The organism is Tropicimonas sp. IMCC34011 (assembly GCF_003390865.1).
Classification (GTDB): Bacteria; Pseudomonadota; Alphaproteobacteria; order Rhodobacterales; family Rhodobacteraceae; genus Tropicimonas_B.
This window is the reverse complement of record NZ_QMEJ01000004.1, coordinates 160,370-184,895: the sequence shown is the minus strand read 5'-3', so window position 1 is coordinate 184,895 and position 24,526 is coordinate 160,370. Positions and strand designations below refer to the sequence as shown.

At 66.5% G+C, this 24,526-nt stretch carries 25 protein-coding genes; 14 read left to right on the top strand and 11 right to left on the bottom strand.

What is annotated here, in order from left to right; translation table 11 throughout:
• Positions 1-2: 2 nt before the first annotated feature.
• Positions 3-1,460: an MORN repeat-containing protein gene (locus DQG15_RS12900; RefSeq protein WP_116085846.1), complete on the bottom strand. Its 1,458-nt coding sequence runs from the start codon at positions 1,458-1,460 to the stop codon at positions 3-5.
• 162 nt (positions 1,461-1,622) lie between these two features.
• On the opposite strand from DQG15_RS12900, the gene DQG15_RS12895 reads away from it, so the two are divergent.
• Positions 1,623-3,347: an NAD+ synthase gene (locus tag DQG15_RS12895; RefSeq protein ID WP_116085845.1), complete on the top strand. Its 1,725-nt coding sequence runs from the start codon at positions 1,623-1,625 to the stop codon at positions 3,345-3,347.
• An 808-nt stretch (positions 3,348-4,155) separates the two neighbouring features.
• Here DQG15_RS12895 and DQG15_RS12890 read toward each other — a convergent pair.
• The 3 genes from DQG15_RS12890 to DQG15_RS12880 all read right to left on the bottom strand — a co-directional run bounded on the left by DQG15_RS12890 (position 4,156) and on the right by DQG15_RS12880 (position 7,497).
• Positions 4,156-4,740, bottom strand: a complete 585-nt coding sequence (locus DQG15_RS12890) for a chemotaxis protein CheD (RefSeq protein ID WP_116085843.1) — start codon at positions 4,738-4,740, stop codon at positions 4,156-4,158.
• A 24-nt stretch (positions 4,741-4,764) separates the two neighbouring features.
• Positions 4,765-7,023, bottom strand: coding sequence for a methyl-accepting chemotaxis protein (locus DQG15_RS12885; protein WP_116085842.1), 2,259 nt, complete (start codon positions 7,021-7,023; stop codon positions 4,765-4,767).
• Positions 7,024-7,092: 69 nt separating this feature from the next.
• On the bottom strand, positions 7,093-7,497 hold the full coding sequence (locus tag DQG15_RS12880) for a metallopeptidase family protein (RefSeq protein ID WP_116085840.1): 405 nt from the start codon (positions 7,495-7,497) through the stop codon (positions 7,093-7,095).
• Between the two features lie 94 nt (positions 7,498-7,591).
• Here DQG15_RS12880 and gltX point away from each other — a divergent pair, with 94 nt between their 5' ends.
• Positions 7,592-8,911, top strand: coding sequence for a glutamate--tRNA ligase (gltX, locus tag DQG15_RS12875; protein ID WP_116085839.1), 1,320 nt, complete (start codon positions 7,592-7,594; stop codon positions 8,909-8,911).
• Between the two features lie 44 nt (positions 8,912-8,955).
• On the opposite strand, the gene DQG15_RS12870 is transcribed toward gltX, so the two are convergent.
• Positions 8,956-9,759 carry an ion transporter gene (locus DQG15_RS12870; RefSeq protein ID WP_116085837.1) on the bottom strand — a complete coding sequence of 268 codons (804 nt, stop codon included), beginning with the start codon at positions 9,757-9,759 and terminating at the stop codon, positions 8,956-8,958.
• 114 nt (positions 9,760-9,873) lie between these two features.
• Entirely contained in the window at positions 9,874-10,665 is a 792-nt protein-coding gene (trpA, locus tag DQG15_RS12865; protein WP_116085836.1) for a tryptophan synthase subunit alpha, read from the bottom strand.
• 138 nt (positions 10,666-10,803) lie between these two features.
• On the opposite strand from trpA, the gene DQG15_RS12860 reads away from it, so the two are divergent.
• From DQG15_RS12860 to purU, 3 genes are all read left to right on the top strand, one after another.
• Positions 10,804-10,995, top strand: a complete 192-nt coding sequence (locus DQG15_RS12860) for a hypothetical protein (protein ID WP_116086340.1) — start codon at positions 10,804-10,806, stop codon at positions 10,993-10,995.
• Between the two features lie 127 nt (positions 10,996-11,122).
• Positions 11,123-12,220, top strand: coding sequence for a redox-regulated ATPase YchF (ychF, locus tag DQG15_RS12855; RefSeq protein WP_116085834.1), 1,098 nt, complete (start codon positions 11,123-11,125; stop codon positions 12,218-12,220).
• Positions 12,221-12,354: 134 nt separating this feature from the next.
• Positions 12,355-13,239, top strand: coding sequence for a formyltetrahydrofolate deformylase (gene purU, locus DQG15_RS12850; RefSeq protein WP_116085833.1), 885 nt, complete (start codon positions 12,355-12,357; stop codon positions 13,237-13,239).
• 145 nt (positions 13,240-13,384) lie between these two features.
• Here purU and DQG15_RS12845 read toward each other — a convergent pair whose 3' ends face one another.
• On the bottom strand, positions 13,385-13,771 hold the full coding sequence (locus tag DQG15_RS12845; RefSeq protein WP_116086338.1) for a metalloregulator ArsR/SmtB family transcription factor: 387 nt from the start codon (positions 13,769-13,771) through the stop codon (positions 13,385-13,387).
• 202 nt (positions 13,772-13,973) lie between these two features.
• Here DQG15_RS12845 and DQG15_RS12840 point away from each other — a divergent pair, with 202 nt between their 5' ends.
• From DQG15_RS12840 to DQG15_RS12820, 5 genes are all read left to right on the top strand, one after another.
• A complete protein-coding gene (locus DQG15_RS12840) occupies positions 13,974-14,306 on the top strand; it encodes an AtpZ/AtpI family protein (RefSeq protein WP_116085831.1) in 333 nt (110 codons plus the stop codon).
• Between the two features lies 1 nt (position 14,307).
• Entirely contained in the window at positions 14,308-15,081 is a 774-nt protein-coding gene (locus DQG15_RS12835; protein WP_255415137.1) for a F0F1 ATP synthase subunit A, read from the top strand.
• Positions 15,082-15,139: 58 nt separating this feature from the next.
• Positions 15,140-15,376 (top strand): F0F1 ATP synthase subunit C, encoded by a 237-nt coding sequence (locus DQG15_RS12830; protein ID WP_116085830.1) that lies wholly within the window; start codon positions 15,140-15,142, stop codon positions 15,374-15,376.
• 98 nt (positions 15,377-15,474) lie between these two features.
• Positions 15,475-16,107, top strand: a complete 633-nt coding sequence (locus DQG15_RS12825) for a F0F1 ATP synthase subunit B' (RefSeq protein ID WP_255415136.1) — start codon at positions 15,475-15,477, stop codon at positions 16,105-16,107.
• Positions 16,104-16,667 carry a F0F1 ATP synthase subunit B gene (locus DQG15_RS12820; protein ID WP_116085828.1) on the top strand — a complete coding sequence of 188 codons (564 nt, stop codon included), beginning with the start codon at positions 16,104-16,106 and terminating at the stop codon, positions 16,665-16,667. The genes DQG15_RS12825 and DQG15_RS12820 overlap by 4 nt, the downstream gene beginning before the upstream one ends.
• Positions 16,668-16,829: 162 nt before the next feature.
• Here DQG15_RS12820 and DQG15_RS12815 read toward each other — a convergent pair whose 3' ends face one another.
• From DQG15_RS12815 to DQG15_RS12800, 4 genes are all read right to left on the bottom strand, one after another.
• Entirely contained in the window at positions 16,830-17,492 is a 663-nt protein-coding gene (locus tag DQG15_RS12815; protein ID WP_116085827.1) for an OmpA family protein, read from the bottom strand.
• A 136-nt stretch (positions 17,493-17,628) separates the two neighbouring features.
• Positions 17,629-18,474 carry a bifunctional helix-turn-helix domain-containing protein/methylated-DNA--[protein]-cysteine S-methyltransferase gene (locus DQG15_RS12810; RefSeq protein WP_116085825.1) on the bottom strand — a complete coding sequence of 282 codons (846 nt, stop codon included), beginning with the start codon at positions 18,472-18,474 and terminating at the stop codon, positions 17,629-17,631.
• A gap of 74 nt (positions 18,475-18,548) precedes the next feature.
• A complete protein-coding gene (locus tag DQG15_RS12805) occupies positions 18,549-18,914 on the bottom strand; it encodes an HIT domain-containing protein (RefSeq protein WP_116085824.1) in 366 nt (121 codons plus the stop codon).
• Positions 18,915-18,957: 43 nt separating this feature from the next.
• Positions 18,958-20,532, bottom strand: a complete 1,575-nt coding sequence (locus DQG15_RS12800) for a DUF5928 domain-containing protein (RefSeq protein ID WP_116085822.1) — start codon at positions 20,530-20,532, stop codon at positions 18,958-18,960.
• A gap of 142 nt (positions 20,533-20,674) precedes the next feature.
• Between DQG15_RS12800 and DQG15_RS12795 the strand changes: the two genes are divergently transcribed.
• The 4 genes from DQG15_RS12795 to DQG15_RS12780 all read left to right on the top strand — a co-directional run bounded on the left by DQG15_RS12795 (position 20,675) and on the right by DQG15_RS12780 (position 24,517).
• Positions 20,675-21,493: a sulfotransferase family protein gene (locus DQG15_RS12795; RefSeq protein WP_116085821.1), complete on the top strand. Its 819-nt coding sequence runs from the start codon at positions 20,675-20,677 to the stop codon at positions 21,491-21,493.
• Between the two features lie 109 nt (positions 21,494-21,602).
• Complete coding sequence (locus tag DQG15_RS12790) at positions 21,603-22,676, top strand: enoyl-CoA hydratase/isomerase family protein (protein WP_116085819.1); 1,074 nt, start codon at positions 21,603-21,605, stop codon at positions 22,674-22,676.
• A gap of 86 nt (positions 22,677-22,762) precedes the next feature.
• Positions 22,763-23,710, top strand: coding sequence for a nitronate monooxygenase family protein (locus DQG15_RS12785; RefSeq protein ID WP_116085817.1), 948 nt, complete (start codon positions 22,763-22,765; stop codon positions 23,708-23,710).
• A 30-nt stretch (positions 23,711-23,740) separates the two neighbouring features.
• The gene (locus DQG15_RS12780) at positions 23,741-24,517 is read left to right on the top strand and encodes a phosphatase PAP2 family protein (protein WP_232830841.1); all 777 of its coding nucleotides are present in this window, start codon (positions 23,741-23,743) and stop codon (positions 24,515-24,517) included.
• Positions 24,518-24,526 lie beyond the last annotated feature (9 nt).

Genomic DNA, 24,526 nt, shown 5'->3' with positions numbered 1-24,526 from the left:
TCCTACTGAGTGGTGGTCTCCGCCTCGCCATCGGCCGCCGCCGGCACTGCGTCCGCAGGGTCTGCGGTGCTGGTCAGGACGCCGTCGTCCCACGTGCCTGTGGCTTCCTCGCCGGTCGCGTAGACCATCGTTCCCTCACCCTGGCGATTTCCGTCGGCAAACGATCCCTCGTAGCGGTCGCCGTTGGCGTAGGTGGCGACGCCCTCGCCGCTGATCTCGCCATCGGACCAGCCGCCGGTATAGGTGAAGCCGTCGGTCATGGTGATCGTGCCCTGGCCGTCGCGCTGACCCTCGACGAAGCCGCCCTCGTAGACGGTGCCGTCTGCATAGGTCGCCGTGCCCTCGCCATGGCGCAGCCCGGCCTGCCATTCGCCTTCGTAGCGGTAGCCGTCGGGGGAGGTCATCACGCCCTGGCCATCGTTCTGGCCGTCCGCGAAACCGCCGGTATAGGTGAGGCCGTTGGCATAGGTGGCGGTGCCTTCGCCGTCGATCACGCCGGCCGTCCAGCCGCCCTCGTAGGTCGAGCCGTCGGCATAGGTGATCTTGCCCTGGCCGTCTGCCAGATCGTTCGAGAACGTCCCCTCGTAGATCGATCCGTCGGGGTAGACGACGCGGCCCGTTCCCTCGATCCGGCCCTCGACCCAGTCGCCGGCATATTCGTAGCCGTCAGTCCCGACGAATTCGCCCTGACCGTGGCGCAGGTCGTTCTGGAAGCCGCCCTCGTAGACGTCTCCGTTGGCGTAGGTGACAGTGCCGCGGCCGTCCCGCTTGCCGTCCACGAGGTCGCCTTCGTAGACATCACCGCTCGGCTGGACGAGCCTGCCGGTGCCGTTGATCTGCCCGCCGGCCCATTCGCCGACATATTCGAGCCCGTCCGGCATGGTCAGCGTGCCCTGACCCGAGCGCTGCCCGCGGCTGAGATTGCCCTCGTAGACGGCGCCGTCGGGATAGGTGATCGTGCCGCGGCCTTCCTTGACCCCGGCGACCCACTGGCCTTCGTAGCGATAGCCGTTGGGGGAGACCATCGTGCCCTCCCCGTCATGCAGCGCGTTGACGAAAGAGCCCTCGTAGCGCACGCCGTTTGCATAGTTGGCGGTGCCGGTGCCGGTCATCTCGCCGTTCGTCCAGTCGCCCTCGTAGGTGCCGCCATCCGCGAAGACGATCCGGCCTTGTCCCTCGGGCTTCCCCGCGACGAACTCGCCGGTATAGACCGAGCCGTCGGGATAGCGCGCGGTGCCGTCACCGAGGATCTCGCCCTCGACCCAGTCGCCCTCGTACTCGTAGCCGTTGGGGAGCCGATACGTGCCGCGACCGTGCTGAAGCCCGTCCTTGAACGTCCCCTCGTAGACGCCGCCATTGTCGTATTGCTTGGTCTGTACACGGCTGACCTGCGCCTCGGCCGTCATGGCGAGACTGGCCAGAGCGGCGGCAAGGGCGATCGATCGGGCGGTTCGGGACATCGGACTGCTCCCCCAAGACTAGCGGGCGGATGTTCGCCTCCGGTTTCGGATGCGCAACCTACGGCGGGCCGGGAGCGGCGGCAACGCTTTTCCGGGCCGGGCGCTGTCAACTGACCGTCAGTCTGCTATCTGGCGGAGGATTGCCGAGCCGAAAGACCTCCCATGCCGACATTCCGCCTGACACTCGCCCAGCTCAACCCGACCGTGGGCGCGATCGACGCCAACGCCGCAGCGGCGCGGGACGCCTGGGCGGAGGCAAAGGCCGCCGGCGCGGACCTCGTGGCCTTTCCGGAGATGTTCATCACCGGCTACCAGACACAGGATCTCGTCCGGCGGCCGGCCTTCACCGCCCATGCCGAACGCGCGCTCCTGCAGCTCGCGGCCGACTGCGCGGACGGCCCGGCCATCGCCATCGGCGGCCCCTTCGCCGATCCGCCCGCGCTCTACAACGCCTACTGGATCCTCGAGAAGGGCCGTGTCGCCGCCCGCATCCTGAAGCATCACCGCCCAAATGACGGGGTGTTCGACGAGGTGCGCCTGTTCCGCTCCAGCCCGATCCACGGGCCCTACCGGATCGGCCCCGTCCGGATCGGTTCGCCCATCTGCGAGGATGCCTGGTGGCCCGATGTGGCGGAGGCGCAGGCCGAAAGCGGGGCGGAGATCCTGCTTGTCCCCAACGGCTCCCCGTATCACCGCGTGAAGCGCGACGTGCGCATGGGGCACATGGTCTCGCGCGCGGTCGAGACCGGGCTTCCGCTCGTCTATCTCAACCTCGCCGGCGGCCAGGACGACCAGGTCTTCGATGGCGGCTCTTTCGTCCTCGACCGGGCGGGCGGGCTCGTCCAGCAGATGCCGCTTTTCGAGACCGCGATCCGCCACGTCGACTTCGAGGAGGGGGAGGACGGCTGGGTCCCCGCCGCGGGCCAGCTGGCGTCCGTTCCATCGCCGTGGGAGCAGGATTACCGCGTGATGGTCGAGGCCCTGCGGGATTATCTGCGCAAGTCCGGCTTCAAGAAGGTGCTGCTCGGGCTGTCGGGCGGGATCGACTCCGCCATCGTCGCGGTGATCGCGGCGGACGCCATTGGCCCTGAGAACGTGCGCTGCGTGATGCTGCCGTCCGAGTTCACGTCGCAGACCTCGCTCGACGATGCCGCCGCTGTCGCCACTGCCCTCGGCTGCCGACTGGACGAGGTGAATATCGGCGGTCCGCGCGATGCCGTGACGGCTGCCCTCGCGCCGCTCTTCGAAGGGCTGGAAGAGGACGTGACCGAGGAAAACGTCCAGAGCCGCCTCCGCGGGCTTCTTCTGATGGCGATGTCGAACAAGTTCGGCGAGATGCTGCTCACCACCGGCAACAAGTCCGAGGTCGCGGTGGGCTATGCCACGATCTACGGCGACATGTCCGGCGGCTACAATCCGATCAAGGATCTCTACAAGACCCGCGTCTTCGAGACCTGCCGCTGGCGCAATTCCGAGCATCGTGACTGGATGATGGGCCCGTCCGGGGAGGTTGTTCCGACCCGGATCATCGACAAGCCCCCCACGGCCGAGCTGCGCGCCGACCAGAAGGACGAGGACAGCCTGCCGCCATACGCCGATCTCGACCGTATCCTCGAGATGATGGTGGACCGTGACCTGTCCACCGCCGCCATCGTCGCGGAGGGCTTCGAGGAAGACGTGGTCCGCCGCGTCGAGGGGCTGGTCTACGGCAGCGAATACAAGCGCTTTCAGGCGGCCCCCGGCGCCCGCCTGACACCCCGCGCGTTCTGGCTCGACCGGCGCTATCCCATCGTCAATCGCTGGCGCGATCCCGGCCTTCCCATCGACGATCCGCTTCCGTCACGCGAACCGGCCGAAGCCGACAGCGGAGGCGACCCCCAGACCTGAGGATGGACGCGCGGTTGGGCATGGGATGGGGCGGAAGCCGCCCGTTCCGCGCCTTGCCGTGGCAGGCTTGATGTCAGGGCTGCAACGGGCGTGCCCTGATTGGGCGCGGCGCTGCAATCATCTCATCCGCCCGGCAGATTGGACCGGGAAGGCTTTCCGCCGGGGGGCGAGACTTTCGACACTGTTCCCCAGCCAATAAATCGTGATTTCTTCGCGTTCAGCGTTCAGCGTTCAGCGTTCAGCGTTCAGCGTTCAGCGTTCAGCGTTCAGCGTTCAGCGTTCAGCGTTCCGCGTTCCGCGTTCCGCTTTCCGCGTTCCGCGTTCCGCCGGGTCTGCATCGGCGGGCCCGGGACGCTCGTCGAGGCCGACGCGTCAGGAACGTCGGCGACCGCTTGCACATGGCGCCACCGCAGCGTCTGTTGTGACAGATCAACGTTCCTGCTCCGGGGGCCTCCACGCGCCGCCGGGCATCTGGAGCGCAGGGTGCGCGCTCTCGCCCGCACTTTTGCCGGCATACCCTCGTTCCAAGCGCGACCCAGTCCGTCAATGCCGTAAAGGTGCTGGAGACGGATCCCGCCCGCCCGCCATTCGCTATTTCATCCTCTCCCGCACGTCCTGTTCGTGGCGGGAACGGCAGGATGGAGTTCGCCGGGCTCTGACGTCGTGGCGACGTCGTTGATGCCGAGCCCGGCTGGGGCGGATAGCAGGCGGAGCCGGTCCCGGCATGAGGAGGTCGCCTAAGGTTCCGGGCCGGGCCCTGAACCCGATGCCGCCCCGCTTCCGACGGATATGAACAGGCGAGGGGCAGCTAGAAGAGGTCTACGGCGCCCGATCCGTCGGGTAGTTTGGGGGGCGCAGGTACGGCGTCGAGTTCCCGCTCTGTCGGTCGTATCAGCTGCATCAGGACTTCCCCGGTCCCGATCTTGAACTTCAGGCGTCGGGAGCGGATGCCGCCGGTATGCTGACCGGCGATGGGTATCCCTTCGGCGGCGAGGAAGTCGGAGGCGAACTTTGCGTTGGCAGCGCCGATCGGACGGACGTTGCCGAGCATCATTGCGCCGCCGGCGACGCGGGCTGTCAGTCGGCGCTTCAGTGCCCCCTTCTTCAGCATGGAATTTATCAGCAACTCCATGAGGTACGCGCCACTGCGCGTATTGAGACCCTCCGTGCCCCCGCTGTTGGAGACCGGCAGGAGAAAGTGGTTCATCCCGCCGATCCTGCGTTCCGCGTCGTGAAGGCAGACCGCCACACAGGACCCCAGGATGGTGGTCAGTGCGTCGCCGGGACGATCCGAGACGGCGATGTCTCCCTGTACGAGATTAATCAGGTTTTCCGAGTCCCCGGCGGTCTGCCGGAAGCGACGGATCGATCCTGTGCCGGAACTGCTGTTCATGCGGTTCCTCCCGAGTGCCTTGCGTTAAAACTGGAGCCATGCATCGTCGCCGGGGTCCTCCACCGCCAGCGCAGCCGTTGCCGCCGGTGCCGCGCCACGAGGCGCCGGAGCTTTCTGTGCCGTTCTGGGCGCGGAGGCGGCGCGCTCAGCCCCGCCGAAGGGAACGACCGTTCCATCGGCCGGCCGGTTCGTCCGGAAGCTCTCGGCAAGCGACCGCAGTTTCTCGCTTTCCGTGCGCAGCAGTGCACCGGCGGAGTTCACCTGGCTCGCAGCGGCGGCGTTGTCCTGCGTCACGCGGTCGAGATCGTTGACGGAGGAATTGATCTCCGACAGCCCGATGGACTGTTCCTGCGCCGCGTGGGCGATTTCCTCGACGGTCGCGGTGATCGTCTCGAAACGCTCGACGATGGCGGTAAGGGACTTGCCAGTCTGGTCCACAAGGTCGACGCCCTGCGTCACAGTGCGCGCGCTTTCCTCGATCAGGCTCTTGATTTCGCCGGCACTGTCGGAACTGCGCTGGGCAAGGGCCCGGACCTCGGCGGCCACGACGGCGAAGCCGCGACCGGCCTCTCCTGCCCGCGCCGCCTCGACACCGGCGTTGAGGGCGAGGAGGTTCGTCTGGAAGGAGATGTCCTCCAGCATCGAGGTGATCTGGGTGATTTTCCCGGAAGAGGCCGCGATGTCGTCCATCGCCTTGATCGCGGCGGTCACGACGTCACCTGCCTTCTTCGCATCGTCGCGGACGGTCGCGACGGTTTTCTCCGCTTCCTTCGCGCCTGTGGCCGTCGAGGAGACCGAGGAGGTGAGCTGGTCGAGTGCGGCGGCGGTTTCCTCGAGCGTGGCCGCCTGGTTTCCGGCCCGCTGGGACAGCGACTCTGCGGCCCGGGAAATGTCCGAGGTATTGCTGTGAATTTCTTCGGCGTTCTGCACGAGGGAGCCAAGGGCCTCCCCCAGTTTCTCGACAGCGGAGTTGAGATCCTTTCTGACGCCCTCGTACTCCTCGGGGAACGTGTGATCGATGCGCACGGTCAGATCGCCCGAGGAGACGCTGCGCAGGGCGTCCTTGATGTCGTCGAAGACGGCGGCCTGGGCCTCGGCGCTGCGAGCCGCGTCTTCCGCAAGACTGCGCCGCTTGATTGCATTGTCCCGGAACACGATCATGGAGGCTGCGATCTGGCCGAACTCGGTGCGTCCCGCCGGCGGAATTTCCGCGTCGAGATCGCCGTCGGCAAGGGCGGTGAGGGGGGCCAGCGTCCGTGTGAAGGCCTTGTTGATCGCGCGGACCATCAGGAAGCTGAGCGCACCGACGAAGAGAAGCACTGCGATCTCGATGGCGCTGATCAGGACAAGGCCATGCATGACGTCGTTGGACCATTCCTCGGCCGTTTCGCGCAGGCGATCCGCGAGCCTGGCTTTCAGGTTACGCATCTGTTCGAGGCGCGTATCGCTTGCAGTCAGCCAGGCCGGCACCGAGACGCTCTCGATCCGCTCGGGCGTGCCGGAGGCGTAGATCCCGCGCATCCTTTCGATGCGTTCGGCCGCGTCTCCGCTGTCGATCTGTTCGACCCGCTGGACGAAATCGGCTTCAAGGAATTCGTCCAGCATCTCGAGGCGGAGGGTCTGGCCAGTTTGCCGCCTGGTGAGGATGGTTTCCATCTCTTCGGAGAATGCGCCGACGGCAAAGCCCGCCGCCGCGGCGCCTTGCTCGAACGCACCGTCGTTGATGGCGTCCGACAGGAGAGCATAGGCGCGCATCTGTCGGCCGAGAACGGGAACGGTCATCTCGTCCGCCGCGCGGCCGATCATGACGTGAGAAGGCCGGATCGCGGCGGTGTAGCTTTCGAGGATTTCCAGGGCGGTCTGCGAGCGGGTCTCGACTTCAGCCCGGATCCCGCTGAGGGACTCGATGGAATCGAGGACGTCCTCGAGGCCCTGCATGTTCCTGGCGTCCCGCGCGACTCGCAGGGCCGTCTCCATCTCCTCGCGAAGCGCGTCGGCGCGTTGGTCCGTGCGCTGCTTGGCGGCGGCATACTGGCCGGCATACCGGTCCCCCGGCACGGCGAGCATGAGCGCCGCGGCGGACTTCTCAGCGGCGATCGCGCTGGAATACTCGGCAAGCGCTTCTGTCGCGTCGATCACCACGTTGGCGTGGCGGATCCCGTTCAACTTTTCGACCCCGCGGGAGACTTCCAGCAGGGTGCTGATCGCCGCAAGCGAGATGCAGAGGCCCACGAGAGCCAGGATGATGGTCGTGATTCGGAAGCGTGAAATGATGCGTTGCATTGGCCAGGACCCCTTTCGTTCGGGGCACCGATAGCCGTTACTGCTGAACAACCGGTTACGGACTGCGTCTCAGGTCCACCATTCGTCCACGGACGCGATGTCGTCGTCGGACCAGCCGAAATGGTGCGCGATCTCGTGGACGAGGATATGCGTGACCAGTTCTCCCAGCGTGACGGTCCCGCGCTCGGCCCACTCGTCAAGGATCGGACGGCGGAAGAGCCAGATGACGTCGGGCCGGGATGGCTGATCGAGGACGGAGCGTTCCGTCTGCGGAATGCCGTCGTAGAGGCCGGTCAGGTCGAAGGGGCTCTCGATATCCAGATCCGCGAGCATCGCCTCGTCCGGGAAGTCGACAACACGGATCGCGATGTCCGCGGCGCCGCTGCGGAACGGCGGGGGCAGAGCGGCGCGGGCCGTTTCCGCAAGCGCCGCGATCTCGTCCACGGTCGGCGCTTCGGCCTTGCTCCAGTCCATGCTGCGTTCTCCCTCGGGGCCATCGCGACCGATATGGACAAGGCGGGCGAGACGTGAAAGAGCCAAGCCGCCCTGCCACCCGGGAGATTTCGCCATGACCGTCACTCGTTTCGCGCCCTCTCCGACCGGGTATCTCCACGTCGGCAACCTTCGCACGGCGCTCTTCAACTGGCTGGTGACGCGGGCCGGGGGCGGGACATTCATCTTGCGCCTCGACGACACCGATCCCGAGCGCTCGAAGCCCGAATACGCCGAGGCGATCCGGGAGGACCTGCGCTGGCTCGGTCTCGACTGGGACCGCGAGGAGCAGCAGTCCAAGCGTCTTGACCGCTATGCCGAGGCCGCGGAGCGGCTGCGGGCCGCAGGGCGGCTCTACGAGTGCTTCGAGACCCCGGCCGAGCTGGATCTCAAGCGCAAGAAGCAGCTGAACATGGGCCGTCCGCCGGTCTACGATCGCTCCGCGCTGGAGCTGTCGGAGGCGGAAAAGGATGCGCTGCGCGCGGAGCGGCCGGGACATTGGCGCTTCAAGCTCGACCACCAGCGCATCGAATGGGAGGATGGCATCCTCGGCCACCAGAGCATCGATGCGGCCAGCGTGTCGGACCCTGTCCTGATCCGCGGCGACGGGCAGGTGCTCTATACGCTCGCGTCGGTGGTGGACGACACCGAGATGGGGATCACGAATGTGGTCCGCGGTGGCGACCACGTCACCAATACCGCGACGCAGATCCAGATCATCGAGGCACTGGGCGGCACGCTGCCGTCCTTCTCACACCATTCGCTGCTGACCGGACCGCAGGGCGAGGCGCTGTCGAAGCGGCTGGGGACGCTGTCCCTTCGGGATCTGCGCGGTCGCGGTGTCGAGCCACTGGCGCTCCTGTCGCTGATGGCACGGCTTGGCTCCTCGGCACCGGTGGAGCTGCGCCAGGCGCATCAGGAGCTCATCGACGGCTTCGACATTTCCCGGTTCGGCGCGGCGCCTACGAAGTTCGACGAGCACGACCTCTTCCCGCTGACGGCCCGCTACCTTGCGAAACTGCCCGTCGAGGCGGTCGCGGACGAGCTGGACGCGGCCGGCGTGCCGGAGGGTGAGCGGGCGGCGTTCTGGGACGTGTTCCGCGAGAATGTCGAGACGCGGCAGGACATTGCCCCCTGGTGGGAGGTCTGCACGAAGGGCGCTCCGCCGCTGGTGGACCCCGAGGACCGGGAGTTCGTGGCCGAGGCGCTGGCGCTTCTGGGCGAGCCTCCCTACGGGCCCGAAACCTGGGGCGAGTGGACATCGGCGGTGAAGGACGCGACTGGGCGCAAGGGCAAGGGCCTGTTCCTGCCGCTGCGCAAGGCGCTGACCGGTCGCGGGCGGGGGCCCGAGATGGCCGATTTCATGCCCTTGCTGCGCGTCAAGCCGACGCTCTGAGGGGGTAGGGCACGCCCTTCCCCTCGCGTGCCTTGCGGCTCGCGCTAGTCCCGCGCCGCCGCTTTGGACGTCTCTCCCGATGCCGGCGCGAGATGCATCTCGATCGCTTCGAGCCGCCGCAGCACCTCGACGCGATAATCCTCCGTCGCGGCATTCGATTCCTGCGCGTGCGCATCCTGCATCGAGTTCACGATGAGGCCGACGACGAGGTTCACGACCGCAAAGGTCGTCACGAGGATGAAGGGCACGAAGAAGAGCCAGGCTTCCGAGTGCACCTCCATCACCGGCCGCACGATGCCCATCGACCAGCTTTCGAGCGTCATGATCTGGAAGAGCGAATAGGCGGAGGCACCGAGGGAGCCGAACCACTCGGGAAAAGTCTCGCTGAAAAGCTTCGTGGCCATGACCGAGGCAATGTAGAAGATCACCGCCATCAGGAGGAACACCGATCCCATGCCCGGCAGGGCGGTGACAAAGCCCTCCACCACGCGCCGAAGCGTCGGGGCGACGGAGATGACGCGCAGGAGTCGCAGGATCCGCAGCGCGCGCAGGACGGCGAAGCCCTGCCCGGAGGGGATGAACGCCACCGCCACGATGACGAAGTCGAAGACGTTCCAGCCGGAGCGGAAGAAGGACGGGCCGCGAGCGACGAGCTTGGCGGCGATCTCGAGGACGAAGATCGCGAGGCAGAGCCGGTCGATGGTGAGGATCAGGCCGCCGGCCTGAGCCATGACGGTCTCAGATGTCTCGAGCCCGAGCGCGACCGCGTTGATCAGGATCACAGCCATGATCCCGTTCCTGAAGGACGGGCGGTCGATGAAGTCGGCTATGCGTGTTCGAATCGTCATGTCGTCTCCAGTGGGCCCGCGCGGGGCCTCGGAAAAGCGGGGACATCGGCTGCGGGCAGGGACGCGCCGGACGAGGCCGCCGGACATGCGCCGGGGCCGCGGCGTCGTCCTGGTTCAGCCCGAATGCACGCCGTCCGCGAGGGAGCGGACATAGGCCAGCAGCTCCTCGATCGGACCGCCTTCGGCGAGTTTGGAGACGATGGCGGAGCCGACTACCGCACCGTCGGCGATCTCTGAGATGCCACGGGCGCTCTCGGGGTCGCGGATGCCGAAGCCGACAATGACCGGCAGGTCCGTCGCGGCCTTGATCCGGGCGACTTCGGGGGCGACGTCGGACGGCTTCGGCACTGCCGATCCGGTGATGCCGGTGATCGAGACGTAATAGACGAAGCCGGACGTGTTCTCGAGGACGCGGGGCAGGCGGGCGTCGTCCGTCGTCGGCGTCGCGAGGCGGATGAAGTCGATCCCGGCCTTCAGGGCGGGAATGCAGAGTTCGTCATCCTCCTCGGGGGGCAGGTCCACGACGATCAGACCGTCGACGCCGGCCTCCTTCGCCTCCGCCAGGAATCGCTCCACGCCGCGGGAGTAGATGGGATTGTAGTAGCCCATCAGAACGATCGGTGTTTCGTCGTTCTCCTCGCGGAACGCGCGGACCATGCCGAGGGTCGCCTCCAGAGTCATGCCGCCGCCGAGCGCGCGCTGACCGGCGGCCTGGATCGTGGGGCCGTCCGCCATCGGATCGGTGAAGGGTAGGCCGAGCTCGATGATGTCGACGCCCGCGCCGGGCAGCCCGCGGAGAACCTCCAGGCTGCGCTCCCGATCCGGGTCGCCCGCCATGATGTAGGAGACAAAGGCCTTGCGGCCCTTGGAGCGAAGACGGGCGAAGGTATCGGCGATCCGGGCCATGACGCGGCTCCCTGGTGAGACGTCCTCGGCGCTGTTGCCCGAGCGAGGAGAGGAAATCAAGCGCACGCCCGCGCGATCCGCACCCGGAAATTTCGCCGATCCCGTGAAATGACCGAAGACGTGCCTATATCGGAGCCCATGAATTATATTCTCGCACTCCTCCTGCCGCCCCTGTCCATCCTGCTTGCAGGGCGGCCGATCGTCGCCATCGTGACCTTCCTCATCTGGATCCCGTCGATCCTGATCAGCGGCGGCCTCGGCCACCCGATCTTCATCCTCCTGGCGTGGATCCTGATCTACCAGTCCCACGCCGACCGTCGCGCGCGCTGACTGCGCAACAAAGCGGCGCCACGGACCTCCGCAGGGGCTGCCTCCGGCGGCCCTTGTCCCGCACGCCGCTTGCCCCTGAGCCCGTGTTCGCCTAGATGCGCCTGCGATCCATCACAAGGAGACCGGCATGGGCTTTCGGACCGGCATCGTGGGGCTGCCGAACGTGGGCAAGTCCACGCTCTTCAACGCGCTGACCAAGACAGCGGCGGCGCAGGCAGCGAACTTCCCCTTCTGCACCATCGAGCCGAATGTCGGCGACGTGGCCGTCCCGGACGCGCGTCTGGAGCGGCTTGCGGGCATCGCGAAATCCGCCCGCACGATCCCGACGCGCATGACGTTCGTGGACATCGCCGGCCTCGTGAAGGGCGCGTCCAAGGGCGAAGGGCTCGGCAACCAGTTCCTCGCCAACATCCGCGAATGCGACGCCATCGCCCACGTGCTGCGCTGCTTCGAGGATGACGACGTGACCCACGTGTCGGGCAAGGTCGACCCCGTGGACGACGCCGAGACCATCGAGACCGAGCTCATGATCTCGGACCTCGAATCCATCGAGAAGCGGCTCCAGAACCTCACCCGCAAGGTTCGCGGCGGCGACAAGGAGGCGATCCAGCAGGAGCGTCTTCTGAAGACGGCGCAGGCCGCGCTCGAGGGCGGCAAGCCCGCCCGCTCCGTCGAGGTGGATGCGGACGATGCGAAGGCCTGGGAGATGCTCCAGCTTCTGACGTCGAAGCCGATCCTCTATGTCTGCAACGTCTCCGAGGACGAGGCGGGGACCGGAAACGCCCATTCCCGCGCCGTCGAGGAGATGGCCGCGGCGCAGGGCGCCGGCACGGTCGTCATCTCCGCGAAGATCGAGGAGGAAATCTCCCAGCTCGATGCGGAGGAGGCAGCGGAGTTCCTCGAGACACTGGGGCTGGACGAGGCGGGACTCGATCGGCTGATCCGCGCCGGCTACGAGCTTCTGGGCCTCCAGACGTTCTTCACCGTCGGCCCCAAGGAGGCCCGTGCCTGGACCGTTCCGGGCGGAGTCGCGGCGCCCCAGGCCGCCGGGGTCATCCACGGCGATTTCGAGCGCGCCTTCATTCGCGCCGAGACGATCTCCTACGACGATTACGTCGCCCTGGGCGGCGAACAGGGCGCCAAGGATGCCGGCAAGATGCGGGCGGAGGGGAAGGCCTACAAGGTTGCTGACGGCGACGTCCTGCACTTCCTGCACGGCGCCTGAGGTACAAAAGGCAGGGCCCCGCGCCGCTTTCCTTCCGCCGTGCGGCGCTTTCCGGCGCGCCGGCGGCCCGGGCGGCGGTCAGCGTTCGGGCTCATGGGACCGCCGTCCCCCCGCGTTTCTGAATCGGATGTGACATGACGAATTTCGCACTGACCGTGAAGTGCCCCTCGACCCGCGGGATCGTGGCGGCCATCGCCAATTACCTGGCCGAGCACGGCTGCAACATCACCGACAGTTCCCAGTTCGACGATACCGAGACGGGCAACTTCTTCATGCGCGTGAGCTTCGTCTCCGAGGAGGATCGCACGCTCGCCGCGCTCGAGGAGGGCTTCGCCGCGACGGCCAAGGGCTTCTCGATGGACTACGCCTTCCACGACGAGGCGGAGAAGATGAAGGTCGTCATCATGGTGTCCCGCTTCGGGCACTGTCTGAACGACCTGTTGTATCGCTGGCGGATCGGCGCGCTGCCGATCGAGATCGTCGCGGTGATCTCCAACCACATGGAGTACCAGAAGGTCGTCGTGAACCACGATATTCCCTTCCACCACATCCGTGTGACCAAGGAGAACAAGGCGCAGGCCGAGGCGCAGCAGATGTCCATCATCGAGGAGACCGGCGCCGACCTCGTGATCCTCGCCCGCTACATGCAGGTCCTGTCGGACGAGATGTGCCGGAAGATGTCCGGCCGGATCATCAACATCCACCACTCGTTCCTGCCGAGCTTCAAGGGCGCAAATCCCTACAAGCAGGCCTTCGAGCGGGGCGTGAAGCTCATCGGGGCAACGTCCCACTATGTGACGGCCGATCTCGACGAGGGACCGATCATCGAACAGGAAACGGTGCGTGTGACCCACGCCCAGAGCAACAACGACTATGTTTCGCTGGGCCGGGATGTCGAGGCGCAGGTCCTCGCGCGGGCGATCCATGCCCATATCCATCGGCGCGTTTTCATCAACGGAAGCAAAACAGTGGTTTTCCCGGCGTCCCCCAACAGCTACGCCTCGGAGCGGATGGGCTGAACGCGGGGAACCGTAATCATCACGTCCGCGTTACGGCTGCAAATCAACTAGGAGGCAGTTCAGAATGAACCGCATCATTTATCTCGTCGGCCTTGTGGTCATTGTCCTCGCCATCGTGGCGTTCGTGCTCTGATCTGAGCCGATATCACCGGTCATCGGCGGTGCGGGAGGTTTCATCCGCCGCGCCGCCGGGATCGGAAATCAATCCCTCCCGGACGAGAAGGCGCTCGAGCGCGTCGATCTCCACCGGTTCGACCTGACCGAATCCCTGCATCCAGACCGTGGCATCGCGCAGGGAGGCCGGCTCCAGCCGACACCATTTCACCCGTCCCCGCTGCTCCTGCGAAATGAGACCGGCGCGTGTGAGAACGGACAGGTGCTTCGAGATCGCCGCGAGCGACATCTCGAAAGGCTCCGCCACATCGGTCACCGCCATATCGTCTTCCAGCAGCATCGACAGGATCGCGCGCCGCGTCGGATCGGCCAGTGCGGCGAACAGGGTGTCGAGATGATGGGGGGCAGGGCGGGCCATTCCCTCGCCGATAGGAGCGTCCGCATCGTCGGTCAACCTCGCAGTTGAATATGGCAGCCGGGCAGATTCCGGGCTGCGTGGCGTCCGGAGGCGAGACCTCGCTTGGTAATAGTAATATTTTTCAATGCCTTGGCAGAGTCCTTTGTCAATTGACTTGTCTGCCCCCGCTGCCTAGAACCACGACCGACGACGGGGGCGGCCCATGACCGACGACGACAATGCGGACCGCCTGCGCCGGCTCGATGAGCAGATCGCGCGCCTCAAGGGCACGACGGGAAAGCCGGAGACGAGCCGGGTGGAAGACCACCACAGTCAGGCGCAGATCGCCTGGCGCATGGTGACGGAGCTCGTGGCCGGTCTCTTGATCGGTCTCGGGGTCGGCATGGGGCTCGATGCCCTGTTCGGAACGAAGCCGTTCCTGCTGATCCTGTTCATCGGGCTCGGGTTCTTCGCCGGAGTGCGCGTGATGATGCGTACGGCGGAGGAGATCGGTAAGAACGCGGGCGATCGGCCCGCCGCAGACGACGAGGGCTGACGTGGAAGAAGAAGCGGCACACGACGTGGCGGCGCATGGCGCCAGTGGCGGCATCCAGATCCACCCGATGGACCAGTTCATCGTGCGCCCCCTCTTCGGCGGGGACGAGATCCACTGGTACACCCCCACCAACGTCACGCTCTGGATGGCCCTGACCGTCCTGGCGATCGCGCTCCTGCTGGTATTCGGAACGCGCGGCCGCAACGTGGTGCCGAGCCGCGGCCAGTCGGTCGCCGAGCTCGCCTACGGCTTCGTCTACAAGATGGTCGAGGACGTGACCGGCAAGGAGGGGCTGAAATACTTCCCCTACATCATGACGCTGTTCATGTTCATCGTGACGGCGAACATGCTGGGCCTCATCCCCGCCGCCTTCACGGTCACCTCGCACATCGCCGTCACCGCCGTCCTGGCCCTCGCGGTCTTCTTCACGGTGACGATCCTCGGTTTCGTCAAGAACGGCACGGGCTTCCTGTCGCTCTTCTGGGTCGCCTCGGCGCCGCTCGCGCTGCGCCCGGTTCTGGCGATCATCGAGCTGATTTCATACTTCATCCGCCCGGTCAGCCACTCCATCCGTCTTGCCGGTAACCTGATGGCCGGACACGCGGTGATGAAGGTCTTCGCGGGCTTCGCAGCGGCAGCCGCCATCGCGCCCTTCTCGATCCTCGCGATCACCGCGATCTACGGGCTCGAGCTGCTGGTCGCGTTCATCCAGGCATACATCTTCACGATCCTGACCTGCGTCTATCTCAAGGACGCGCTTCACCCGCACCACTAAGGGCGGGCCGGATCGACCGAACCCCTATCTGCCAATTCCAGTCCCAAGGAGAAAGATCATGGAAGGCGAAATCGCAAACATGGGCCAGTTCATCGGTGCAGGCCTTGCAGGTCTCGGCTGCGGCGTGTCCGCTCTCGGGATCGGCAACGTCGCCGGTAACTTCCTCTCCGGCGCCCTGCGCAACCCGTCTGCCGCCGCCGGCCAGACCGCCACGCTCTTCATCGGCATCGCGTTCGCCGAAGCGCTCGGCATCTTCTCGTTCCTCGTCGCCCTGCTGCTGATGTTCGCCGTCTGATCGGACGGACTGCAACTGGCGATATGCCGGCGGAGGGCGACCTGATCGTCTTCCGCCGCCGGGGCATCCCGCCCCGGGTCTGACCCAAGGAGACGCCGATGGAAGAGACCGACGCGGAAATGTCCCCGGCGGACACCGCGGGGCGGACCGGAGTAGTGGAAAACCACGACGTCGGCGCATTGCCGTCGGATGTGGATGTACACACCGAGACCCTCGCGCATGAGGAAGAGGCCGCGGGCATGCCGCAGCTGAACCTCGAGACGTTCCCCAACCAGATCTTCTGGCTGGTGATCGCGCTCGTGGCGATTTACCTCATCCTGTCCCGCATCGCGCTGCCGCGCATCGCCGCCGTTCTGGCGGAGCGGAACGGCACGATCACCAACGATATCGCGGCGGCCGAGGAGCTGAAGCTCCGCGCGTCCGAGGCGGAAGAGGCCTACAAGCAGGCGCTCGCCGATGCCCGGAGCGAGGCGCAGAAGATCTCCGCCGATACCCGCGCCGAAATCCAGGCGGACCTCGACGAGGCCATCGCAGCCGCCGATGCCGACATCGCCGAGAAGACGGCCGAGAGTCAGCGACGGATCGGCGAGATCCGCGATCAGGCCGCGGCGGATGTCGAGGTCGTGGCCAAGGATGTCGCGCAAGCCATCGTCGAAGCGTTCGGCCAGGACGCGGACGATGCCGCTGTGAATGGCGCCGTCGACGCCGAGATGGGGAGCCGTACCGCATGATCCGTATCGCACTCGCCGCATCGGCGGCCGCGCTCGCGGCTCTTCCGGCGCAGGCCGCAACCGGGCCGTTCTTCTCGCTGGGGAACACCAACTTCGTGGTGCTCCTCGCCTTCATCCTGTTCCTGGCGATCCTTGTCTACTTCAAGGTGCCGGGTCTTCTGATGAAGATGCTCGACAAGCGGGCCACCACGATCCGGTCCGAACTGGACGAGGCGCGCGCCCTCCGCGAGGAGGCCCAGACCGTCCTCGCCGAGTTCGAGCGCAAGCAGAAGGACGTGCAGGATCAGGCTCAGCGCATCGTCGCGCAGGCTAGGTCCGATGCCGAGGAGGCTGCCCGGCAGGCAAAGGCGGACCTTGAGGCGTCCATCACGCGCCGCATGGCGACCGCGGAGGAGCAGATCGCGTCCGCCGAGGCGTCCGCGGTTCGCGAAGTTCGCAACCGCGCCATCGAGGTGGCGACGGCGGCCGCCGCGCGCGTTCTCAAGGAGCGCATGACAGGCGAGCGTCAGAACCGTCTGATCGACGAGAGTATCGGGACGGTCGAAGCCAAGCTTCACTGAACCCGACCTGCGCTCATCTGCGGATGATACAAAGACCGCTCCGCGCCTGATCGGCCGGGGCGGTTTTCGTTTGCCGGCCTGCAACTCCGCCGCGGGGGAACGGGCAACGAAAAAGGGCGGGATCCGAAGATCCCGCCCTTCCTGCGACGTCTGTCCGGCCGATCAGTTCGGGCGGATGATGACTTCGACGCGGCGGTTCTGCTGACGGCCGGCGGCGTCGAGGTTGGACGCGATGGGCTGATCCTCGCCCCGGCCGATGGACCGGACGCGGGCCGGGTTCACACCGGAGTTGATCAGCACGCCCGCGACGGATTGTGCCCGGCGCTGGGAAAGCTGCTGGTTGTAGGAGGCAGCACCCGTGTTGTCGGTATGGCCGATCACGTCCACCGTGGTGTTGGGGTAACGCTGCAGGTTCGCCGCGAGCGAGCGCAGGTCGGATTGCAGGTCCGGACGCAGGGAGGCGCTGTCGGTGGCGAAGAGGATGTCCTGCGGAAGGGTCAGGATCAGCTCGTTGCCGGTATTCTGGATACCGACGTTGTTGCCCATCTGCTGGCGCAGTTCGGCTTCCTGCTTGTCGAGCTGGTTGCCGATGACGCCGCCGGCCGCGGCACCGATCACAGCACCGCCGACGGCGCGGCGGCGGCGATCCTCGGCGTCCTCACCAGTCAGCGCGCCGGTGGCCGCACCGACGAGACCGCCGACGATGGCGCCGTCACGAGTGCGGTTGGGGTCGGAGCCGTCGTTCAGAAGGCGCGGGTCGGTACAGGCGGAAAGCGCGATCGTGCCGGTCAGCGCGGCCGCCGCGAATTTGAAGGAGATGCTCATTCGAATCTTGCCTCAAGTGTTGGTGTGGAATGTCTGCCCTTATTTTTAGGGCAACTTGTCGCCCTTTACAGCAAGTGACAACGCACGTTAGCGAAGAATCGCGCACGTCGTCGTGACTCCAGGAGCAGGGCGGGTTTCAGACCGCGTCGGCGCGCGCCGATTCCCAGGCGAGGATGGCGCGCTTGACCGGCAGCCCCCAATGGTAGCCCCCAAGCCCGCCCGAGGCGCGGATCGCCCTGTGGCAGGGAATGAGGAAGCCGACCGGGTTGCGCCCGACCGCGGTTCCGACGGCCCGCACCGCGCCCGGATGGCCGATGGCGGCCGCGATGTCCGAGTAGGTCGCGACATGGGCGGTCGGAATAGCCATCAACGCCTCCCACACCTTGATCTGGAACGGCCCGCCCGGTGGGTCCAAACGGGCCTCGCCCCGGCCCTCGAACGCGGCGGTGATCCAGGGGGCGAGCGCGGCGGGGTCTTCCCGCAGCTCTGCCTTCGGCCAGCGACCGGCGAGGTCCGCCATCACGGCCTCCCGCCCGGTCTCGGCGGTGAAGCCGAGCCCGCAGAGGCCACGCTGCGTCGCCATCGCGATGACCTCGCCGAAAGGGCTGTCGAATGTGCCCCATGCGATGCGCTGGCCCTCTCCCTTCGCGGCCCAGGCGCCGGGGCTCATCGCTTCCCAGCGAAGGAAGAGATCGTGCAGACGGCCCCCGCCCGACAGGCCGGCCCCGTCCGCGGCCTCAAGGACGGTATGCCGGTCGCGCAGGAGCGCCTTGGCATGGCCGAGCGCGAGATACTGCTGGTAGCGCTTGGGCGAGACGCCAACCCAGGCCGAAAACAGGCGCTGGAAGTGCGACGAACTCATGCCCAGGCGGGCGGCCAGGTCGTCGAGCGGCAGGTTGCCGCCGGCCGCGTCGATCTCCTCCAGCGCCCTGCGCATGACGCCGTAGTGATAGGCGCCGCTCAAATCCTGCTCGTCCCGCATCGCTGTCGTCTCCGTCCATCCAGGCCCCGACACTGACGCACGGGGGACGCGCCCGGCGACCCGGAACCTGCGCCTTATTCAGCGAGGAGCGGACCGAGGGACTGGCCGCCGAGGATGTGCACGTGCATGTGCGGCACCTCCTGAAGGCCTGCCTCGCCGACATTGGAGATGAGACGGTAGCCTCCCTCCTCCAGCCCCTCGCGGCGGCAAACCTCGGCGATCGCGCGCGTAAAATCGGCGATCTGCGCGTCTGATGCCTCGCGCGCGAAGTGATCGTAGGTCACGTAGGCGCCCTTCGGGATCACGAGAACATGGACCGCCGCCTTGGGCGTGATGTCCCGGAAGGCGAGGGAGTGCTCGGTGTCCAGAACGGTGTCGTTCGGGATCTCCCCGCGCAGGATCTTCGCGAAGATGTTGGTGTCGTCATAGGCGTGGGTCATGCCGGGTCCTTTTCGTAGAGGGAGCGTTCGGGAAGGGCTGCGGTCATTCGGTGAAGAGGTGGGGCATCGAGGTGATCTCCCTCGCCTCCTCATGGGAGATCGAGAGGAAGCGGGCGAGGGGGCCGGCGTTCTCCTCCGGATCCGCAGATTGCCGGATGCGCTCCAGATGCGGGAAACCGGCCTGCCGCAGCCGACCGCTTTCATGGAGGATATCATAGCGGATCGTGGGGATCAGCCGACCTATCACGTCCTTCGGCGTGGACGATCCGGCAAGGCCGACGCGCATGGCGTGGCCGGCGAGGTAATCGTCCGTCATGTCGCATTCGATCTCAAGCATCCGCATGGTCGAGCGGTCAGACTGCAAATCCTGCATGAGGTCGATCATCGACGGGTCGAGGCAGATCGCGAGCCGCTCCTTGCCGTGGTAGTCGAACAGCATCCGGATGAGGGCGCGCCGGTGCCGTGTCCGTTTCTCAAGGGTGGACTGGATGCCGCCGAGATCGGGCAGGTCGCTGTCTTCCTCGTTGAAGAGGTAGTCGATGCCCGGCACCGCCGTGACCTGCTTGATCCGCGCCATCAGCCGCTTAGCCACGTGCCACTTCTTGCACACCACGATCAGCAGCTCCCGCGGCTGTTCGTGGCCCGCCTCCTCCCAGAACCGGGCGGCGTAGCGGCGCCCGATCCGGCCGCGTCCGGCCAGGAAGCGATAGAGGCTCTCCGCCTCGCCCGAGATCGGGAAATGCACGCCTGTCTCGGCATAGATCCGACCGAGCCGGGCCTTCAGATCCGTCGCCTCCGGGCTGATCTTGCGGGCGAAAAGGGAATCCTGGGTGAGCAGGAGGTCGAAGTGGTCGTTGTAGAACGTCACCGGCATCCCGTAATCGGTGAACATGAGCAGCGTCAGCGTCCGGGTCTCGATCTCCACGCCCGGCACCACGTGGCGCACGACGGTCTGGAAGAAGGTCTCGTCCGGGATCCAGGTCCGCCGGAAGAAGCGCATCGCGTCCGGCCGCTCCTCGCAGAAGGACAGGACCGCCTCGACGGTGCGGCGCCGAAGACACCACCACTGGCTACCGATCATGATCTGCAGATCCGAGGGGATCTGCCGCGTCAGGCCAAGCCGCGATTGCAGCGCCAGGCTGGCGTAGAACAGGCTCTTGTGCTTGCGTTCGTTGAAGAAGTGCCGGTGAGTGAGCCGCTCGCCCTTGATCCCCGTCTTGATCCAGTCGCTCTCGAAGAAGTCGAAGCTCTCGATGTAGTCGACATCCTTCGAGTCGAGGAAATGATGGGCGTACTCGGCCGATTTGATCGACATGCAATCGCCGGAGAGCAGGTAGAAGTGCGTCGCCCGCCGAAAGGCCGCCACCGCGGCGCGTGTGGCCTCGAGGGTCGCCTCGACGAGACTCCACTCGCCCCATCCGCACTTCACCCGCCGCCGGGCAAAGGTCACGTTCGGATTGCCCGCAAGGGCGGTCTCGATCTTCTGGAACGCGTCTTTCGGCGCGCGACCGTCGAAATGGATCGCCATGCAGTCGCCGGCCGCGGTCAGTCGCTCGGCCTGGGCGATCACCGCGTCGGGGTCCTTGTGACACAGCAGGATGTAGGCGATCCGGGCCATCCGGTCCTTTCGCGGAAGCAATTCATTGATTGCAGACTGATTATCGTGAAGAGCCGTTGAAATGACAGGGGTTGTTTGCTCTCTTGCCGCAGGAAGCGGCCATGGCTGGCGGCGGACCCTGTCGTCATGAAGAGAGGCCTGAATGGGATTTCCCGGAACGTGGATGACCGAGAGCGAAAGCATGGTGTATCGCGTGGTGCCGAAATGCGCCTGCTCCACCATCGGTCAGATCATGTACTACTCCGACCATGGTGCGTTCTTCGACGGTGACGTGCACGATGCCGAGGCGGGGCTGCACAAATGGGGCTTCGAGAACAGCAAGCCGCTCATCGAGGCGAACGTGAAGGGCCATCGAAGCCCGACCTTCACCTGCGTGCGCAACCCCTACGCGCGCATCCTGTCCTCCTTCTTCGACAAGATCTGCGGCATCCAGCGCAACGGCAACCGGTATCGCGGCAACCTCGTGCCCCAGCTCGTCCAGCGCTACGGGATCGAGGTGGGGGACCCCGAGACGGGCTTCGAGTTCGATCAGATCCGCTCCTTCCGGCGCTTCCTGCTCTTTGCGCGGGACACGATCCGCTTCCGCCGCCCGATGGAGCCGGACATCCACTGGTCGGCCATGTCCTCACATATCTCCACGTTCATCGTGAACGGCGGGCGCTACGACAGGATCTTCTGGACCGAGAAGTTCAACGAGGGAATGCAGCAGGTTCTGAGCGCCTGCGACACGCCCCATTCCGTCGACCTGGCGACGATCCCGCGCTTCAATGAGAGCGAGGGGCATGGCCCGAAACGAGCGCACCCGGTCGAGGACTACTTCGACGACCTTTCGATGCATCTCGTCTTCGAAATGTACAAGAAGGATTTCCAGCTCTTCCGGTACGATTTCGAGAACCCTGCCAACAAGATGCCGGTAGGCGAGGTCGATCTGGACGAGGTTCACGCCAAGCTCGGCAACTGATCCTGCGGTTGACCTCGGCCGATTTCGGCAAAGATGATCACTGGAGAAACCGGACAATCGGGAGGATTGCGGGGACCCCGCCGAGGAGGGCGGGGACCTGCGACTTGGCATGAGCGACGAACTGCATATCAGACGGGACGGCCGGGCAGGGCGCATCACCCTGACGCGTCCCGATGAACGCAACCGGCTGACGGCAGGCTGCTGCCGCGAGATCCGGGAGGCGCTCGAGAGGTGGCAGGGGGACGACGCCGTCTCCCTCATCGTGATCGACGCCGAGGGAGATTTCTGCGCCGGCCGCGATCTGGGCGAGTTCCTGCGCCATGCGCGGGAGGGGGGAGCAGAGACCGCCGCAGAGGTGCTGCGCTGCGAGTACCGCCTTGCGGACCGGATCGCCCAGCCGAGCAAGCCGATCGTCTCCTTCCTCTCCGGCCGTGTGGCCGGGACCGGCGTCGCCTTGGGCTGTTTCGCGCAGCGCCGCGTGGTGGGGAATGGCAGCCGCATCGTGTTCGACGGCTGCGCAACCGGCCTCATCCCGGATACCGGCGGGACCTACCTTCTGGCGCGGGCTCCCGCACGGCTCGGCGAGTATTTCGGGCTCGCCGGCGTGTCCGCGGGGCCGGGAGACGCTGTCTGCGGCCGTCTCGCCGACGCCTTCGTGCCGGAGAAGGACTGGCCGGATCTCATCGACGAGCTCTGCCGGACCGGCCGTCTCCGCACGGTGGACGAGGCCGCCTATCCCGCGCCGGATGCGCCGCTCCTCTATGCGTGCCAGGCTCTCGACGAGGTCTTCGCGCTCGGTACCGTGCCGGAGATGCTCGCCGCGCTTGAAGCGGAGGCGACGGAGGACGATTCGGAGGCCGCCCTCGCCGCCGAAGCCGCCGCGTCCATCCGCTGCGCCGCGCCCCTGTCCATGGACTGGACGCTCGCCACGGTCCGGGATCTGCGTAGCTCCGGCGGCAGTGTCCGCGACGCCCTCGATCTGGAATTCCGGTTCATGCGGCGCGCAGCCGAAGATCAGGCCCGGCTGGACGCGCTGCAAACCGTCCATTCCGGTGGCGACCAGCCCGCCTGGCCCCACACGCTCGGCGCCGTTCCGGACGAGGCTCTGGCGAAGATGCGCGCTCCCCTTGGGCGCGATGCGCTCATGCTTCCGGAATGGGATGAGATGGTGGTTGGCGGCTGACACGTCCTGACGGAGCGTCGCGGTTGCTCCTATGCCGGCGTCGCCTATCGTCATGGTCAGGAGAGAGACCCCGGGAGGCCGACCGCATGACATTGCCCAAGACGCTGGAGGGGCGCCTGTCCCTCCCCGCCATCGCTGCGCCGATGTTCCTGACCTCGGGCCCCGAGCTCGTCATCGAGACCTGCCGCGCCGGCGTTCTCGGGACCTTCCCCGCCCTCAACCAGCGCACGACGGAAGGGTTTGCCGAGTGGCTGGACGAGATCGAGGACGCATTGGGCGACGGCGATGCCCCCTTCGGCGTCAATCTCATCGTTCATCGGTCCAATCCCCGCGTCGAAGCGGACCTGAAGGTGATCGTGGAGCACGAGGTTCCGCTGGTCATCACGTCTCTCGGCGCGGTCTCTGACCTTGTCGACGCGGTCCATTCCTATGGCGGGCTCGTCTTCCACGACGTGACCACGCGCCGCCATGCCGAGAAGGCCGCCGAGGCGGGCGTGGATGGAGTGATCGGGATCGCGGCAGGCGCGGGCGGCCATGCCGGCGCGACCAGCCCGTTCGCGCTCCTGACCGAGATCCGGCAGGTCTTCGACGGCACCGTCATTCTCGGCGGTGCCATCTCCACCGGACAGGACATCGCCGCGGCTCGCGTCATGGGGGCGGACCTCGCCTATCTCGGCACGCGCTTCATCGCGACCGAAGAGGCGATGGTGGACGATGCGTACAAGCGCATGATCATGGACAGCGGCGCCGCGGACGTCGTCTACACCCCCGCAATCTCCGGCGTGAACGCCAACTTCCTGCGTCCCTCCATCGTCGCGGCTGGGCTCGATCCAGACAATCTCGGCCCCGGCGGCAAGCTGGATGCCGGGCACGAGGCGAAAGCCTGGAGCACCGTTTGGTCTGCCGGGCAGGGGAGCGCGGCGATCACGGACGTGCTGCCGACGGCTGAACTCTGCGCGCGGCTCCTCGAGGAGTACCGCGCCGCCATGGCCTCGGCGGGGATGGATCCCTTTGCCGCGGCGCCTTCGGCTTGACCCGGCGCGCCTGACCGCCATTCTGCGCCGATGTCACCGATCCGCCGTCTCTCCTTCATTCGCTCGCTGATCCAGCGCGGGCGCCCCGAATTCTCGACCATGGCGCTGCTCGCACTTCTTGCGATGGTGGCATGGGGGTTCGCCGAGCTGGCGGAAAGCGTGGCCTACGGTCCCGCGGCCCGGCTCGAACGGGCGATCATCCTGTTGATGCGCACGCCCGGCGATCCGTCGAATCCGATCGGCCCGCCGTTCGTGGAAGAGCTGATGAGGGATTTCACCGCACTCGGTGGCGTGGGTGTGCTCACGCTCCTCACCATCGCCGTCGCCGGACTGCTCTGGCTTCAGCGCAACCGCATGTCGATGGTGGTGCTGCTGATCGCGGTCTCGTCCGGGATCCTCTTCTCGCAGGTCGCGAAGAACGCGTTCGACCGGGCGCGGCCGGACATCGTGCCACACGGGTCCATCGTCCACACCGCGTCCTTCCCGTCCGGCCATTCGATGATGTCCGCGATCGTGTACCTGACGTTGGCGGTACTGGTGGCGCGGGTGCAGGAGCGGCGGGCCATCAAGATCTACGTCATCGCCCTGGCGGCGCTCCTCACGATCGCGGTGGGGGTAAGCCGGGTCTATCTCGGTGTGCACTGGCCGTCGGACGTGCTGGCCGGCTGGGCCGCTGGGACCGGCTGGGCGCTGGCGGTGGCCCTGGCGACCGAGCTTCTGGACCGCGGCGAGCCGCCGAGCATGGTGCTGACGGACCGGGATTCGCCGAACCACCCGGAATTCAAGGCGAAGGGCGGGGACGCCTGAGCCCCCCGC